10 protein-coding genes, 2 tRNA genes, 3 rRNA genes, 1 pseudogene and 1 other annotated feature are annotated in these 17023 nt (G+C 37.2%); of the genes and pseudogenes, 1 reads left to right on the forward strand and 15 read right to left on the reverse strand.

Annotated elements, in window-relative coordinates:
* Window positions 1–381: a sequence feature (16S ribosomal RNA rRNA prediction is too short), on the reverse strand.
* A gap of 745 nt (window positions 382–1126) precedes the next feature.
* The 10 genes from KQ51_RS00005 to KQ51_RS00050 all read right to left on the reverse strand — a co-directional run bounded on the left by KQ51_RS00005 (window position 1127) and on the right by KQ51_RS00050 (window position 12104).
* Window positions 1127–1203 (reverse strand) — tRNA-Glu (locus KQ51_RS00005).
* A gap of 8 nt (window positions 1204–1211) precedes the next feature.
* Window positions 1212–1288 (reverse strand) — tRNA-Asn (locus KQ51_RS00010).
* 67 nt (window positions 1289–1355) lie between these two features.
* A 5S ribosomal RNA gene (gene rrf, locus KQ51_RS00015) occupies window positions 1356–1463 on the reverse strand.
* Window positions 1464–1504: 41 nt separating this feature from the next.
* A 23S ribosomal RNA gene (locus KQ51_RS00020) occupies window positions 1505–4353 on the reverse strand.
* A 154-nt stretch (window positions 4354–4507) separates the two neighbouring features.
* A 16S ribosomal RNA gene (locus KQ51_RS00025) occupies window positions 4508–6044 on the reverse strand.
* The 16S, 23S and 5S rRNA genes sit together here with 2 tRNA genes alongside, the layout of an rRNA operon.
* A 478-nt stretch (window positions 6045–6522) precedes the next feature.
* Window positions 6523–7818: a proline--tRNA ligase gene (gene proS, locus KQ51_RS00030; protein WP_232958009.1), complete on the reverse strand. Its 1296-nt coding sequence runs from the start codon at window positions 7816–7818 to the stop codon at window positions 6523–6525.
* 13 nt (window positions 7819–7831) lie between these two features.
* Window positions 7832–9388 (reverse strand): RIP metalloprotease RseP, encoded by a 1557-nt coding sequence (rseP, locus tag KQ51_RS09230; RefSeq protein WP_052608950.1) that lies wholly within the window; start codon window positions 9386–9388, stop codon window positions 7832–7834.
* A 15-nt stretch (window positions 9389–9403) separates the two neighbouring features.
* The gene (locus KQ51_RS00040) at window positions 9404–10552 is read right to left on the reverse strand and encodes a 1-deoxy-D-xylulose-5-phosphate reductoisomerase (protein WP_096334929.1); all 1149 of its coding nucleotides are present in this window, start codon (window positions 10550–10552) and stop codon (window positions 9404–9406) included.
* Entirely contained in the window at window positions 10546–11367 is an 822-nt protein-coding gene (locus KQ51_RS00045; RefSeq protein WP_038467380.1) for a phosphatidate cytidylyltransferase, read from the reverse strand. The genes KQ51_RS00040 and KQ51_RS00045 overlap by 7 nt, the downstream gene beginning before the upstream one ends.
* Window positions 11364–12104 (reverse strand): isoprenyl transferase, encoded by a 741-nt coding sequence (locus KQ51_RS00050; RefSeq protein ID WP_038467383.1) that lies wholly within the window; start codon window positions 12102–12104, stop codon window positions 11364–11366. The genes KQ51_RS00045 and KQ51_RS00050 overlap by 4 nt, the downstream gene beginning before the upstream one ends.
* Before the next feature lie 270 nt (window positions 12105–12374).
* On the opposite strand from KQ51_RS00050, the gene KQ51_RS09620 reads away from it, so the two are divergent.
* The gene (locus KQ51_RS09620) at window positions 12375–13355 is read left to right on the forward strand and encodes a GNAT family N-acetyltransferase (protein ID WP_081909852.1); all 981 of its coding nucleotides are present in this window, start codon (window positions 12375–12377) and stop codon (window positions 13353–13355) included.
* Window positions 13356–13392: 37 nt separating this feature from the next.
* Here KQ51_RS09620 and frr read toward each other — a convergent pair whose 3' ends face one another.
* The 5 genes and pseudogenes from frr to rpsB form a co-directional block, all read right to left on the reverse strand.
* Window positions 13393–13950: a ribosome recycling factor gene (gene frr / locus KQ51_RS00060; RefSeq protein ID WP_038467386.1), complete on the reverse strand. Its 558-nt coding sequence runs from the start codon at window positions 13948–13950 to the stop codon at window positions 13393–13395.
* A gap of 12 nt (window positions 13951–13962) precedes the next feature.
* Window positions 13963–14673 carry a UMP kinase gene (gene pyrH / locus KQ51_RS00065; RefSeq protein WP_038467389.1) on the reverse strand — a complete coding sequence of 237 codons (711 nt, stop codon included), beginning with the start codon at window positions 14671–14673 and terminating at the stop codon, window positions 13963–13965.
* A gap of 85 nt (window positions 14674–14758) precedes the next feature.
* Window positions 14759–15634 (reverse strand): translation elongation factor Ts, encoded by an 876-nt coding sequence (gene tsf / locus KQ51_RS00070; RefSeq protein WP_038467392.1) that lies wholly within the window; start codon window positions 15632–15634, stop codon window positions 14759–14761.
* 79 nt (window positions 15635–15713) lie between these two features.
* The gene (locus tag KQ51_RS09890) at window positions 15714–16091 is read right to left on the reverse strand and encodes a Rho termination factor N-terminal domain-containing protein (RefSeq protein WP_052608952.1); all 378 of its coding nucleotides are present in this window, start codon (window positions 16089–16091) and stop codon (window positions 15714–15716) included.
* Window positions 16088–16916: pseudogene (gene rpsB, locus KQ51_RS09845) on the reverse strand (30S ribosomal protein S2). The gene KQ51_RS09890 and the pseudogene rpsB overlap by 4 nt, the downstream one beginning before the upstream one ends.
* Between the last annotated feature and the right edge of the window lie 107 nt (window positions 16917–17023).

Genomic DNA, 17023 nt, shown 5'->3' on the forward strand with positions numbered 1-17023 from the left:
CGCCCATTGCCGAAAATTCCCTACTGCTGCCTCCCGTAGGAGTCTGGGCCGTGTCTCAGTCCCAGTGTGGCTGTTCAACCTCTCAGTCCAGCTATGCATCGTCGCCTTGGTAGGCCGTTACCCTACCAACTAGCTAATGCAGCGCAAGATCATCCTAAAGTGGTGCAAACGCACCTTTAAACATTAGACCATGCGGTCTTATGTACTATCCAGTATTAGCTATCGTTTCCAATAGTTATCCTCGTCTTTAGGGCAGATTTCTTACGTGTTACTCACCCGTTCGCCACTCTCTCATTGATCCGAAGATCGAGAGCGTTCGACTTGCATGTATTAGGCATGCCGCCAGCGTTTATCCTGAGCCAGGATCAAACTCTCCATAAATTATATGAATTGTTTAATTATAATTGTAATTATAAAGTACATTACCTTAACTCAAATTGACTTGTTCTATTCAGTTTTCAAAGACCTAAATTCGGTTGCGCTCTTCTTTAGTGCGCTTTAATATTCTACTATGTAGTAGGTATTATGTCAACACTTTTATTAAACTTTTTAATAGTTTTTAAATGTTGTTGGAGTGCCTTTTATTTAGACACGCAATTAAGAGTATACAACCAATCTTAGCGACTGTCAACACTTTTATTCAAAATGTTTTCTATCTCAATTTGCGCACCTTTTCAAGGGCGACTCGCAATGAAAATTATATATAAAACAGTGTATAATGTCAACCTTTTTTTTATGTTTTTCATACATTTTATCCACATTCTTGAGGACGTCCTTACTTAGCCACTTTTTTACTGATTATTTATGTATCTGAAGTGATTTTCTTACACGTTTTTAAGAAATGTGCAAAAATACTATGTATACATTTTCCCCATAAACTATCAATCTAACACCCTCCATAATGTCTAAATTTTCCACAAAAAACGCAATATCATTTTATTGCTTCGATATCCGCATTTTATCACTGCTTTCTTTTCTATATAAATGTATTAAAACTCCTTTTTTATCAATACGATTCAACACAATTTGCTACCGACCAATCAGATCAGGATCATTATCACAAAGTACATTTATGAAAAAAATGCAAAAAAAAATACTTACTAATTGTAAGTACAAATTATTAAGATGGTGACCCGTACGGGATTCGAACCCGTGAATGCATGCGTGAAAGGCATGTGAGTTAAGCCGCTTCTCCAACGGGCCAAAAAAAATGGCGCCCAATCTAGGACTCGAACCTAGGACCCCATGATTAACAGTCATGTGCTCTAACCAACTGAGCTAATTAGGCTTATAAAGGTTTATGCAGTTTCTGCGTTGTATTTTATAATAATAAAAAAAAATTAATAAAGAAACTAGCCTGGCAACGTCCTACTCTCGCACAATGTACTACCATCGGCGCTAAAGTGCTTAACTGCTGTGTTCGGGATGGGAACAGGTGTGTCCACTTCGCCATCGTCACCAGACTTGGTCTCTCAAAACTGAATAATACTGTAATTTATTTAATAAAGTTAAGTCCTCGATCTATTAGTAACAGTCAGCTTCACACGTCACCGTGCTTCCACATCTGTCCTATCAACCTCGTAGTCTACAAGGGATCTTACTTCAAATTGAATGGGGAATCTCATCTTGAGGGGGGCTTCACGCTTAGATGCTTTCAGCGTTTATCCCGCCCGCACTTAGCTACCCAGCTGTAGGCCTGGCAGCCTAACTGGTACACCAGAGGTGCGTCCAACCCGGTCCTCTCGTACTAAGGTCAGCTCCTCTCAAATTCCCAACGCCCACGACGGATAGGGACCGAACTGTCTCACGACGTTCTGAACCCAGCTCGCGTACCACTTTAATGGGCGAACAGCCCAACCCTTGGAACATGCTCCTGCTCCAGGATGTGATGAGCCGACATCGAGGTGCCAAACTCCCCCGTCGATGTGGACTCTTGGGAGGAATCAGCCTGTTATCCCCGGGGTAACTTTTATCCGTTGATTGCCATCCTTTCCATTCAGAAATGGCAGTTCACTAAGACCTACTTTCGTACCTGCTCGACATGTACGTCTTGCAGTCAAGCTCACTTATACCTTTACGCTCTACGAATGATTTCCAACCATTCTGAGTGAACCTTTGTGCGCCTCCGTTACTCTTTAGGAGGCGACCGCCCCAGTCAAACTGTCTGCCAGACACTGTCCCCCTTGTTACACACAAGCGGGTTAGATAACCAATATGCGAAGGGTGGTATCCCAAAGTTGACTCCCCCGAAACTAGCGTCCCGGGTTCAAAGTCTCCCACCTATTCTGTACATCACATACCAGCAATCAATATCAAGCTACAGTAAAGCTCCACGGGGTCTTTCCGTCCTGTCGCGGGTAACCTGCATCTTCACAGGTACTAAGATTTCATCGAGTCTCTTGTTGAGACAGTGCCCAAATCGTTACGCCTTTCGTGCGGGTCGGAACTTACCCGACAAGGAATTTCGCTACCTTAGGACCGTTATAGTTACGGCCGCCGTTCACTGGGGCTTCAATTCGTACCTTCGTCGAAACTAAGTACTCCTCTTAACCTTCCAGCACTGGGCAGGCGTCACCCCCTATACATCATCTTACGATTTAGCAGAGAGCTGTGTTTTTGATAAACAGTCGCTTGGGCCTATTCACTGCGGCTCTACATAAGTAGAGCTCCCCTTATCCCGAAGTTACGGGGTCATTTTGCCGAGTTCCTTAACAAGAGTTATCTCGCGCGTCTTTAGATTCTCTCCTCGTCTACCTGTGTCGGTTTGCGGTACTGGCACCATATAAATTAACCCTAGAAACTTTTCTTGGAAGCATAGATTCACACGACTTACGTCATCACGCCTCAGTCTTCACGAGATGCGGATTTGCCTACATCTCAACCTAAACGCTTAAACCACAATCCACTTAGTGGCCCATGTTATCTTTCTCCGTCATTCCATCAGTTCATATGGTGGTATAGGAATATCAACCTATTATCCATCGGCTACGCTTTTCAGCCTCACCTTAGGTCCAGACTAACCCAGAGCGGACGAACCTTCCTCTGGAAACCTTAGACTTTTGACGGTAGGGATTCTCACCCTACTTTTCATTACTCACACCGGCATTCTCACTTCTAACCGCTCCACATGTCCTCACGATCATGCTTCTCCGCTGTTAGAACGCTCACCTACCATAGATATCTAGTATCTATCCGCAATTTCGGTACCATATTTAGCCCCGGTACATCTTCGGCGCAGAATCATTCGACTAGTGAGCTATTACGCACTCTTTAAAGGGTGGCTGCTTCTAAGCCAACCTCCTAGTTGTCTAAACAACTCCACATCCTTTCCCACTTAATATGGATTTAGGGACCTTAATTGGCGGTCTGGGCTGTTTCCCTCTCGACCACGGACCTTATCACCCGTAGTCTAACTGCCGTGTATATAAGTATGCCATTCGGAGTTTGATTGATATCAGTATCCCGGGATGGGACCATCAACCATTCAGTGCTCTACCTGCATACCACTCAACCACGACGCTAACCCTAAAGTTATTTCGGTGAGAACCAGCTATATCTGGGTTCGATTGGAATTTCACCTCTAGCCACAAGTCATCCAAGCACTTTTCAACGTACCCTGGTTCGGTCCTCCATTGAGTCTTACCCCAACTTCAACCTGCTCATGGCTAGCTCACCCAGTTTCGGGTCTAATACAACATACTTAAGCGCCGGTTAAGACTCGCTTTCGCTACGGCTCCGCTCCTCAAAGCTTAACCTCGCATGTTATATTAACTCGCCGGTTCATTCTACAAAAGGCACGCCATCACCCATTAACGGGCTCTGACTTTTTGTAAGCATAAGGTTTCAGGATCTTTTCACTCCGTTCCCACGGTTCTTTTCACCTTTCCCTCACGGTACTGGTTCACTATCGGTCAATTGGTAGTATTTAGCCTTACGAGATGGTCCTCGCATATTCCGACAAGGTTTCACGTGCCTCGCCGTACTCTTCGGTTAACGGAGATCTTACAATTTCGATTACTGGACTCTCACCATCTATGGTTGGCTTTCCCACGCCATTCATCTATCATAAAATTTTGTAACTCCAATGTTAACACTGGGCTGGTCCCTTTTCGCTCGCCGCTACTCAGAGAATCGTTATTTACTTTCTGTTCCTACAGGTACTAAGATGTTTCAGTTCCCTGCGTATCCCTCCTGATAAATCAGGTACTAGTTCTTCTAACTAGTGGGTTTCCCCATTCGGAAATCTCTGGATCACTGCCTACTTACGGCTACCCAAAGCATATCGCTGTTCGTCGCGTCCTTCATCGGCTCCAATTGCCAAGGCATTCACCTTATGCTCTTAATTTCTTAACTTTTTACAGTATTATTCACTTTTCAAAGACCTTCTTCATTAACTTTGATAATTAGAGAGAGTTTTAGGTCTCTCAAAACCGAATAGAACGTAGTCAATCCTAGTTATAGGATTTTCTTTTTAGAATTGTTTTTTCGTTAAAATCTTTCTCCCTAGAAAGGAGGTGATCCATCCCCACGTTCCCGTAGGGATACCTTGTTACGACTTTACCCCAATCATCGGCCCCACCTTAGGGTGCTCCCTCCATTACTGGTTAGGCCACACACTTCGGGTGTTGCAGACTCTCGTGGTATGACGGGCGGTGTGTACAATCTCCGAGAACGTATTCACCGTGGTATGCTGACCCACGATTACTAGCGATTCCAACTTCATGAAGTCGAGTTGCAGACTTCAATCCGAACTGAGAATGGTTTTAAAAGGTTAGCTCCAGCTCACGCTTTGGCAACTCTTTGTACCATCCATTGTAGCACGTTTGTAGCCCAGGTCATAAGGGGCATGATGATTTGACGTCATCCCCACCTTCCTCCAGTTTATCACTGGCAGTCTCGATAGAGTCCTCAACTTAATGTTAGCAACTATCAATAGGGGTTGCGCTCGTTGCGGGACTTAACCCAACATCTCACGACACGAGCTGACGACAACCATGCACCACCTGTCATTCTTGCCCCGAAGGGAAACACTATCTCTAGTGCGATCAAGAAGATGTCAAGACCTGGTAAGGTTCTTCGCGTATCTTCGAATTAAACAACATGCTCCACCGCTTGTGCGGAGACCCGTCAATTCCTTTGAGTTTCAACCTTGCGGTCGTACTCCCCAGGCGGAGAACTTAATGCGTTAGCTTCAGCACTGGGTAACCCCAACACTTAGTTCTCATCGTTTACGGCGTGGACTACCAGGGTATCTAATCCTGTTTGCTCCCCACGCTTTCGTGCCTCAGCGTCAGTTCCGGTCCAGTTAGCCGCCTTCGCCACTGGTGTTCCTCAATATATCTACGCATTCCACCGCTACACATTGAATTCCACTAACCTCTGCCGTACTCAAGTTTACCAGTTTCAAATCACCCTCCTCGGTTAAGCCGAGGGCTTTCAGATTTGACTTAATAAACCGCCTACGCACGCTTTACGCCCAATAATTCCGGATAACGCTCGCTCCCTACGTATTACCGCGGCTGCTGGCACGTAGTTAGCCGGAGCTTTCTGATAGAGTACCGTCAGCTAAATGTCATTTCCTACACTTAGTGTTCTTCCTCTATAACAGAACTTTACGATCCGAAGACCTTCATCGTTCACGCGGCATTGCTCGGTCAGGCTTGCGCCCATTGCCGAAAATTCCCTACTGCTGCCTCCCGTAGGAGTCTGGGCCGTGTCTCAGTCCCAGTGTGGCTGTTCAACCTCTCAGTCCAGCTATGCATCGTCGCCTTGGTAGGCCGTTACCCTACCAACTAGCTAATGCAGCGCAAGATCATCCTAAAGTGGTGCAAACGCACCTTTAAACATTAGACCATGCGGTCTTATGTACTATCCAGTATTAGCTATCGTTTCCAATAGTTATCCTCGTCTTTAGGGCAGATTTCTTACGTGTTACTCACCCGTTCGCCACTCTCTCATTGATCCGAAGATCGAGAGCGTTCGACTTGCATGTATTAGGCATGCCGCCAGCGTTTATCCTGAGCCAGGATCAAACTCTCCATAAATTATATGAATTGTTTAATTATAATTGTAATTATAAAGTACATTACCTTAACTCAAATTGACTTGTTCTATTCAGTTTTCAAAGACCTAAATTCGGTTGCGCTCTTCTTTAGTGCGCTTTAATATTCTACTATGTAGTAGATATTATGTCAACACTTTTATTAAACTTTTTCAAGTATTTTCAAAGTGTCAAGTAAGCCACCTTAACAGCGACTCGCAATGAAGATTATACATATTTACTAAGTAATTGTCAAAGACTTTTTTCAACTTTTTTTTCACTCTACATTTAAACAATTCAATGCTACAATCTCGAGCAAAATAAAAAGCGATAAGTCACTAAACTATCTCTTATTTTTCATTGCTTACTTAGTATATAAAATCAACGTTAAATTGTCAACGAATATGTTTCACTTTTTTCATTTTTATTTATCTTTATATATATATAATAAAAAGAGGCCAAAATAGCCTCTTCTATCCTTATTATTTTGTAGCAAAGATTTCTCTAATGTTTTCTTTCTTAAGTAGTAACTTAGAAAAGTGAACTTCCTTGACAATATCTTTTTGCATGTTTCGTATTTCCACAATACCTTCCGGAGCTCTTCTACCTACAATTATTCTCCATGGAATACCAATAAGATCAGCATCAAATTGCTTAGGTCCTGGTCTTTCATTACGATTATCAAGTAAGACATCATATCTTTTACCTTTAAGTGCCTTAGATAAAATACCAGCGATTTCCATTTGTGGTGAGTCCTCTTTTATATTCATCGGTATAACATGAATATCATATGGAGCTATATCCTTAGGCCAAACCAATCCATTTTCTGTAGCGTGTTGTTCTACACTTGCCATCAGAGTACGACTAATCCCTATACCATAGCAACCCATAATAATAGGAACTTGCTTACCTTGTTTATTTATAATTTTGGCATTCATGCTTTCAGAGTACTTTGTTCCAAGTTTGAAGATATTTCCAACTTCAATACCTTTCGCGATTCTAATTACTCCGCCGTTACACTTCGGACAATCATCACCTTCATGTAGTTCACTAAACTCTTGATTAGCCCCAAAGTCGCAAGAATCACAATAAGTTATCGTGTCTTCTCCCACTTCACTCATTACCATAAACTCATCAGCTTCATCTCCACCAATTTGCCCAGTATCACTAGATACGATTTTTGTTTCTAAACCACATCTATCAAAAATACGTTTATAAGCTTTGGTGAATTTTTGATACCATTCATCTAATTCAAATTGATTTTCAGTAAACGTGTAAGCATCCTTCATAATAAACTCACGACCACGCATCAAGCCAAATCTAGGACGCATTTCATCTCTAAATTTAGTCTGTATTTGGTATAAAGCTAATGGTAGTTTTTTATATGAATTCAAGTAATCTCTAACTACTTGGGTAATTATTTCTTCATGAGTTGGACCTAAACAGAAATCTCTGTCCTTACGATCTTTAAGTCTCATTAATTCAGGGCCATATTTGTCCCATCTACCGCTTTCTTCCCACAAGTCTCTTGGTTGTAAAGCAGGTAGCAATAACTCACTACAACCGATTTTATCTAGTTCTTCTCTTACTATGTTTTCTATTTTCTTTATTACTTTGTATCCTAGTGGTAAGTAGCTGTAAATCCCTGCTGCAACTTGTTTAATGAGTCCAGCTCGACTCATTAGTTTATGACTTTTAGCTTCAGCTGATTTTGGAGCTTCTTTCAATGTTGGAACAAATAAATACTTTTGCTCAGTTATACTCCCCATGTGTTTCATATTCTTTCACCTCTTAGTTTATATTAAACAATCTTAAAATATCATTATATGTGATAAAGATAAAGAATCCCATCAATAATACAAATACGATGTAATTTAGGGTATTTTCAAATTTACGATTTGGTTTTCTTCTCGTTATTGCTTCATATCCTAAAAAGACAATTCTTCCTCCATCTAAAGCAGGTATAGGTAATAAGTTAATGATTCCTAAGTTAACACTCAAGAGTCCTATCCAACTTAGTAGTGAAATAAATCCATTACTTAACGCTGCAGAAGTAATTTGATAGATACCAAGTGGTCCAGCTAGATTTTCAACACCTACACCAGCTCCAGCATCATCATTATCAATTAATAAGCCGATAGTAGTAAAGATCATTTTACTTGAATCTACTACATCTGAAAAACTTCCTAGAACCGCTTGTCCAAAATTAAAGTTATATTCTGGGCTAATGCCGATTCTAGCATCGACAACACTAATATTTTGTGTTTCAAGGAAGATTTTTGAATATGGTTCTGAGATTTCAAGAGTTAGAACTACGTCTTCTCTTAACACTTCAATTTCAACTAATTTTCCTTCAACATACGCTTCTTCACTTAAAGTGTCGATTGCGACAATTACACTTGCCCAATCAGTTAGGTCGACTCCATCTATGGAAACTAATTGGTCACCACCCACGAAACCAGCTTCATATGCTTTAGTTCCTTCAGGCACCTCCGCAATAGTTAGATCTTCCACTGCAGATTCATTACTATGAAGTCCCAGTGTAAAGAAATATAAGATAGGAGTTAATTCTAAATCCATTTCCTCGCCATCTCTAATTACAACTATATCTAAATCTCTATTAGCAGCATTTTTGTCAAGTTCTCGACTTAATTCATCCCAAGTAGAAACACTTACACCTTCTACCTCTGTAATTACGTCGCCAACTTCGATGACACCCCCTGCGGGGTATGTTGCTCCAACAGTACCAATAGCAGTTTCATCCATGTTTGGAAACCCTACTATTAGATTAACGAATAAGAATACAACAAGTGCCAAGATAAAGTTCATTCCAGGTCCAGCAAATATAGCTAAAAATCTTTGCCATAATGTTTTACTGTTAAATCCTCTATCATAAGGTGCAATTTGCAACTCACGATTTTTCATTACGTAAAATGCATCTTGTTTAACTTCGTACTCATTAATATATAAAGGCTTTTTATTTTGGCCTTTTAGATCAATTTTCTCAACAGTTACTTTCAATAAATTTTCAAATCTCTCATCTTCATGGTCAAGGATTATTTTACTAACAATGTCCCCTTCAAAATCAAGTCGTACTGACTCACCAACTTTGATGATCTCATCTTCAATTTCTTCGCCACTCATCATAACGTATCCACCTATTGGGATTAGTTTAACTGAGTAGAGAGTTTCACCGATTTTTTTCTTCCAAATAACTGGACCCATTCCTAGACTAAACTCATGGCATAAAATACCAGCACGTCTCGCCATTACAAAATGTCCTACTTCATGAAGAATAATAACTGTACTAAGACTTAATACAAATACTAAAATATTAACTAAAACCATAATTTCATCATCCTTTTAACTATATGTACTAAGCACATAGTCTTTTACTAAGTTGTCTGTATCTAAAATACTATCTAAAGATAGTTTAACTTCATCTTTGTATCTATTTAAACATTCTACCACAATTTCTTCAATTTGGAGGAATGTTATTTTCCCATTTAAGAATAAACTAACTGCAGCTTCGTTAGCTGCATTCAATACACAAGGGAAGATATTCCCTTTTCTACCAGCTCTATAAGCATAATCAAGCATCGGGAATCTAGTAAAACTTAATTCCTCAAAATGTAACGAACCAACTTCAATCAAGTTTAAAGGTTTCCCCTTAAATGGTACTCTACTTGGATAATTGATTGCATAACTAATTGGTACTCTCATATCAGGATTACCTAAATGAGCAATCATTGAAGTATCATTATATTCAACTAATGAATGTATTATACTTTCTTTATGTAATACTGTCTTGATTTTATCGTAAGATACATCAAATAAATGATGAGCTTCAATGACTTCTAGCCCTTTATTCATCATTGTCGCTGAATCAATAGTGATTTTTGCACCCATCGTCCAGTTGGGATGGTATAGAGCAGACTCAACAGTAACACCTTTTAGTTCACTTCTAGTTTTATCTCTAAAACTACCACCACTAGCAGTAATGATGATGTTTTCTACTGTTTTCTTATCCTCACCATTCATACATTGCATAATTGCGCTATGTTCTGAATCAATTGGAATTAAAGTAACATTATATTCTTTTAACATCGGTCTAATTAAGTCGCCACCAATAACTAATGTCTCTTTATTGGCAAGCGCTATATTACGACCTTTTTTAATAGCATAATAAGTAGGAGCAAGTCCGGCACTACCAACAACAGCATTTACAACTAAGTCTTCACCAGTCTCACCATATGTTGCAGCTTTGATTAATCCTTCAACTCCATATCCAAATTCAATGTTCGGATACACTTTCATTAAATCTTTCATTGCTTCTTCCAATCCAACACTAACAAATTTAGGATTAAATTCTTCAATAATTCTCTTAACTTTATCAATACTTTTATTAGCAGCGATTGTCTCCACACTAAATTTACCGTTAGATGTTCTAACGATATCTAATGTTTGTTCTCCAATTGAACCAGTTGCTCCTAATAAATACAATTTCATAATAATCCAACGACCTTACTAACCAACATTAACACCATAGCGGCAAATATTGTACTATCAAAACGGTCCATTACCCCGCCATGCCCTGGGAAAATATTAGAATAATCTTTTATTCCAAAATGTCTTTTCAATTTACTAGCTACTAAATCGCCGATTTGTCCCATAATACTTATAAAAATAATCAGTAATACACTAACAAAGAAAGTCATTTCAATTGCCCCAATATGAGTAACATTGAATACTCTTAGGTAAACTAAAGTAATAATCGTAGCTATTACAGTACCACCTATACTACCTTCAATACTTTTCTTAGGACTAATCTTTACCGCTAAACGGTGTTTACCAAAGTTAACTCCAACAAAGTATGCGAAGATATCTGTCATTATAGTAATAACAAATAAGAATCCTAAGTTATATAAATCAATATTTCTTAATGCGAACAATGCCCCAAATCCAAATGCTGGATATAAAACGCTAACTAATAGTTCACTAAAGTTATTTGCAGTAAAATTCTCAATAAATACTAATAATAAAGCTCCAACAACTAACAACCCAATAACAAGTAAGAAAGTCCATTCTAATGTTGCTCGACCTTCATAATAAGACTGAATCGTAAAATAAGTTAAACCACCTAATAAAATCTCTGTCACCATTAGGTAATTAGGTAATTTTGCTTGTACATTGTACATCTTAAACAACTCATAACTTGCACCCATTGTTAATAATAATAATGTGATATTCAGTGCTACTCCACCAATAACAAACACAGGAATTAAAATAAGAGCTAATACAACCCCAGTAATTACACGTTTTTTCATGACTTATCCTCCTTTAGCCCTCCAAATCTCCTATTACGTTTTTGGAAATTATCTAATGCTTTAAATAATTCCTTTCTATTAAACGCCGGCCAATGCTTTTTAACAAATATTAATTCACTATAAGCTAATTGCCATAATAAGAAATTACTAATTCTTTCTTCACCACTAGTTCTAATAAGCAGATCTAATCTGGGTAATTCTCTTGTATATAAATGGTCATGCATTAAGTCTTCCGTAATGTCATCTAACTTAATGTCACCTTTTTTAAACTTTTTACTTATTTCCTTAACACCATCTAAGATTTCAGTATAGCTACCATAATCAAAGCAAATGTTTAAGATTAACCCTTTTCTTTCTTTCGTTTTCTCTTCAACATCAATAATTAGCTCCTGAACTTTTTTAGGAAAACGATCTTTTCTACCCGAAAAGATTACTCTAATATCATTATCTTTGAACTTACCTTTAAATACTTCTTTAAATTCAGCAGGTAAAGCCATCAAATAATCTATTTCCGCTTTAGGTCTACTCCAGTTCTCAGTACTAAAAGCGTAAACACTTAAAGCTTTGATCCCTATTTCGTTACAAACTAAAGCAATATCTTTTAAGTTCTCGCTACCTTTTTTATGACCAAACGTTCTTGGCATACCTATTCTTTTTGCCCAACGACCATTACCATCCATTATGATCGCTATGTGCTCTGGAATATATTTACTTAAGACTCTATTCTCTAGACTCATAAAATCACCTCATTACAATATTTTATTATACTATAACTAAGTAGATATTTCTACAAAAAAACTATATCCTCACAACACTTTCACAGAAAAAAGCAGCCACAATCAAATATAGTAATATCTGTCCTTAGAAAACTAATCAATAAACACTAAAACATAACCTAATTATAAGTAAAACAATCACTATCAATACTTAGGATTTCCATATAGAAACCCTTAATATCTCTATATACAATTCAATTCTTTGAATGTATAATATATATAGGTGATACTATGAAGACAACAAAACATCGAAAAGTATTAACATATCTAGCTAAAGAACTAAATAACTGTAATATAAACTGGGCACTCGGTGCTTCTTTTATGTTATATTTCGAAGGAATCAAGACTACAGTAGATGACATTGATTTACTTGTAGACGAAAACGACTATGAGAAACTATTAGAATTGCTTAAACCTTATCCATATACTTATATTGAGTCTAATCCAAAATATCAAACAGACCATTTCTTTTCACTTGAATTAGATGGTGTTGCTATAGATATTATGTTAGGTTTCAAAGTAAAAACTAAAAATGGGTTATACAGTTTTCCATTCCATATCAGTAAATCATTCGAATTAGATAATGAAACTATCTATCTATCAAGTCTAGAAGAGTGGTTAAACGCATATAAGGCTATGGGACGAGACAAAAAAGTGAAAATAGTTGAAGATCATCTATCATTTAGAATAGAGACTGATAGAACATATATTAGTCTATTAAACTTCGATGACACAAAAGCTATGTTTGAATATATGAGTGAAGAAAGTGTTCATACTTTTGAAGATAGTGAACCATATGATGTTAAACAGATGAACCGTGTCATGACTTATATAGTTCCGTTAGGCAGTTATTATAGTGTAAAACTAAAAGAAAGTAATAAACATATTGGGCATATATACTTTGGGCTTAGTAATCCCGAGCGTTTTAAAGAGTATGCTGTTGGATATATCTTTAATAATAAATACCAAAACAAGGGATATTGCACCGAAAGTACTAAAGCATTAATAGATTATGGCTTTAATCATTTAGATATTAACCGAGTAAAAGCGATGTGTAATCCTGATAATATTCCTTCATGGCGAGTAATGGAGAAAGTTGGGTTAAAAAAAGAAGGTCATTTAAAGAAAAGAGTTCATTTCAAAGATGATAATGATGGTAATCCTATTTGGTGGGATGAATATATATACGGTATTACAAAGGAAGATTGGTAAATAAAAAATGCAGAAATTAAATTTCTGCATTTTATTTTTATAAACTCATTATGTCGTTTTCTTTTGAAGCCATAACTGCTTCTACGTTTTCAATGTATGTATTAGTTAACTCTTGGATATCTTCTTGATAACCTTTAGAATCATCTTCAGAAATATCTGAAGCTTTTTCTAGTTTTTTAATAGCATCATTTCCTTCACGACGAATACTTCTAATTGAAATTTTTGCTTCCTCACCGTATTTCTTAACTTTCTTAGTTAATTCTTTACGGCGTTCAGTTGTAAGTGCTGGGAAAACAATACGTAATTGTACACCTTCATTATTAGGATTAACTCCTAAATTAGCAGCAAGGATTGCTTTTTCAACTTCTTTTACTAAACTCTTATCGTAAGGTTTAATAACAATTTGAGTTGGTTCAGGAATTGCAATGCTCCCAACTTGTGAGATAGGTGTTGGTACACCATAATAGTCTACTTTTACATCATCAAACATTCTAGGATTTGCTTGTCCGGTACGAACTTTAGCTAATTCATGGCTTAAATTACTTACACGTTCTTCCATTTTTTCTTCTGTTTCCATTAATATCATATCAGGCATTGTTTATCCTCCTTAATATATTAGTGTTCCGATTTTTTCACCTGAGGCAACTCGTTTGATATTACCTTTAGTGTTCATATCGAATACTACTATTTTTATTCCATTGTCTTTACAAAGTGCAGAGGCTGTTGAATCCATTACTTGTAAGCCTTGATCTAACACTTCATGATGAGTTAATTCATCATATTTAACTGCATCTTTATGTTTACGAGGGTCTTTGTTGTAAACTCCATCAGTACCATTTTTAGCCATCAGGATAATATTTGCTCCAATTTCAGCAGCTCTTAAAGCACTTGTTGTATCAGTAGAGAAGTAAGGGTTACCTGTACCTCCACCAAAGATTACGATACGTCCTTTTTCTAAGTTACTAATTGCTTTTCTTCTAATATATGGTTCAGCAACTTGTGGAATATTAAGACTTGTCATGGTTCTCGTTTCAACACCTAGTTCTTCAATAGCATTTTGTAAAGCTAAAGCATTTAGGATTGTTGCAATCATTCCCATGTAATCTGCACTACTTCTTTCCATTCCCATTTCAGCAGCGATTTTACCTCGCCAGATGTTTCCACCACCAACAATAATACCAATTTCTAAACCACCTAAGTTATAAGCATCAACAACTTCTTTTGCGATAACTCTAACTTTTTCAGGATCGATAGCTTTGTTATTACCATTACTTAAGGCTTCACCGCTTAATTTAATTATAATCCGTTTCTTTTCCATAATACCCTCCGTTTAAACTCACTTTATATTATTATAGCATATATTATAAAAATATAGGACACAATTTTGTGTCCTATTTCTTTAATTATGCGTTTACTTGGCTCATTACTTCGCTTGCAAAATCCTCAACGCGTTTTTCAATTCCTTCTCCTACTTCTAAACGTAAGAATGAAACGATTTTACCGTTTTTAGCTTTTACAAACTTTTCAACTGTTAAGTCTGGATCTTTAACGAATGGTTGATTAACTAAACAAATTTCTTTTAGATACTTGTTTAATCTTCCTACTACCATTTTTTCTACGATATTAGCTGGTTTACCTTCATTTAAAGCTTCGTTAGTTAATACTTGTCTTTCATGCTCGATTACATCTTCTGAAATATCTGCACTTGACATATATTTAGGGTTGATAGCCGCAACGTGCATAGCAACATCTTTAGCTGCTTCTTGATCAACACCTTCAACAACTGTTAAAGCAACGATTTTTCCACCCATATGAGTGTAAGCACCAAATGATGCTGAATCTTCTTTAACAATTCTTGTTACTCTTCTTAATGAAATTTTTTCTCCGATAGTCATTGTACTTTCAACTAATATAGTTTCAAGTGCTTTACCATCTAACTCAACTTGTAATGCTTCTTCTAAGTTAGTAGCTTTACTATTTAAAATTGCAGTTCCAACTTTATCTGTTAATGCTCTGAAGTTATCATTTTTAGCAACGAAATCTGTTTCACAGTTTAATTCAAAAACTAATGATTCATTTCCATTTACCATTACTGATACTAATCCTTCTGCAGCAATACGAGATTGTTTTTTAGCTGCTTTAGCGATACCTTTTTCACGTAGCCAATCTACCGCTTTTTCAATGTCACCATCTGTTGCAGTTAATGCTTTTTTACAATCCATCATACCTGCACCAGTTTTATTTCTTAGTTCTTTAACTAATTTTGCACTGATTGCCATTATAGGTTCTCCTTTATATTTTATATTTCATTTATTTTTTTAAGAAAAGAGAGCTTTGCGTGAAAGCTCTCTATAAGTACTATTTTAAAGCGTCAATTAATTCAGCTTTTTTAAGTTTTGAATAACCAGTTAGTCCTTTTTGTTTTGCTAATGTTCTTAATTCAGCAACTTTTAAAGCGCTTAAATCTTGTTTTTTAGCAGGTGCCGTAACTTCTTTTTTAACTGATTCTACTTTTTTAGGAGCTTGTACCTTAACTTCTTCTTTTACTACAGGTTTAGCAACTACTGGTTTAGTAGCTACAGGTTTAGTTTCTACTGGTTTAGCAGCAACTGGCTTAGCAGCAACTGGTTTTGTTGTAGTAACTGGTTTTGTTGTAGTAACTGGTTTTGTTGTAGTAATTGGTCTAGTGTGAGTTGTATTTGCAGCTGGTCTAGCTGGTCTATCTTCTCTTTTCACATAAGGTTTTGCATTAGGATTTTTTTGGTATGGTTTTTTATTTCTGTTATCGTAGCTTCTGTTGTCTCTGTTTCTGTTATCACGATTGTAAGGTTTTCTTTCAGGTCGATCTTGTCTTGGAGTAGGTGCTTCTTGCACTACAACTCCACCAGCAGCGATAATGAATGCGTCAGCTAATTTACCAACGATTAATTTTACACTTCTGATTGCGTCATCATTACCAGGAATGATTACGTCAACTAAATCTGGGTCACAGTTAGTATCAACGATACCGAATACTGGGATTCCTAATTTACGAGCTTCTAATACAGCATTTTTCTCTTGCATTGGATCAACAACAAAAACTGCTTGAGGTAAAGCTTTCATATCTTTAATACCTGATAAGAATTTTTCTAAACGATCCATTTCTTTACGTTTAGCGATAACTTCTTTTTTAGTTAAACGTTCAAAAGTTCCATCAGCTTCTTGTTTTGTTAAGTCATGTAGTTTTCTGATAGATTTTCTAATTGTTTTGAAGTTAGTTAATGTTCCACCTAACCATCTTTGTGATACATAGTATTGCCCTGTTCTGATTGCTTCAGCACGGACAACGTCACGAGCTTGTTTTTTTGTTCCTACGAATAAAATTTTTCCACCATTTTTACCAATTTCTAATAACTTTTGATAAGCTTCTTCGACAAGTACAACTGTTTTTTGTAAGTCGATGATGTGAATCCCACCACGTGCAGTATATATATATTCTGACATTTTAGGATTCCAACGGCGTGTTTGATGTCCGAAATGAACTCCAGCTTCTAAAAGCTGCTTCATTGAGATTACACCCATTTGTAATTCCTCCTTTAGATTTATGCCTCCACTACCATCTACGTTTTTGTTGCTATTACTATACTTAGTAACTCTAAGCAACTCACTCCGGTGTGTGTGTATTTTAC

This window comes from Candidatus Izimaplasma bacterium HR1 (genome assembly GCA_000755705.1).
GTDB lineage: Bacteria > Bacillota_I > Bacilli_A > Izemoplasmatales > Izemoplasmataceae > Xianfuyuplasma.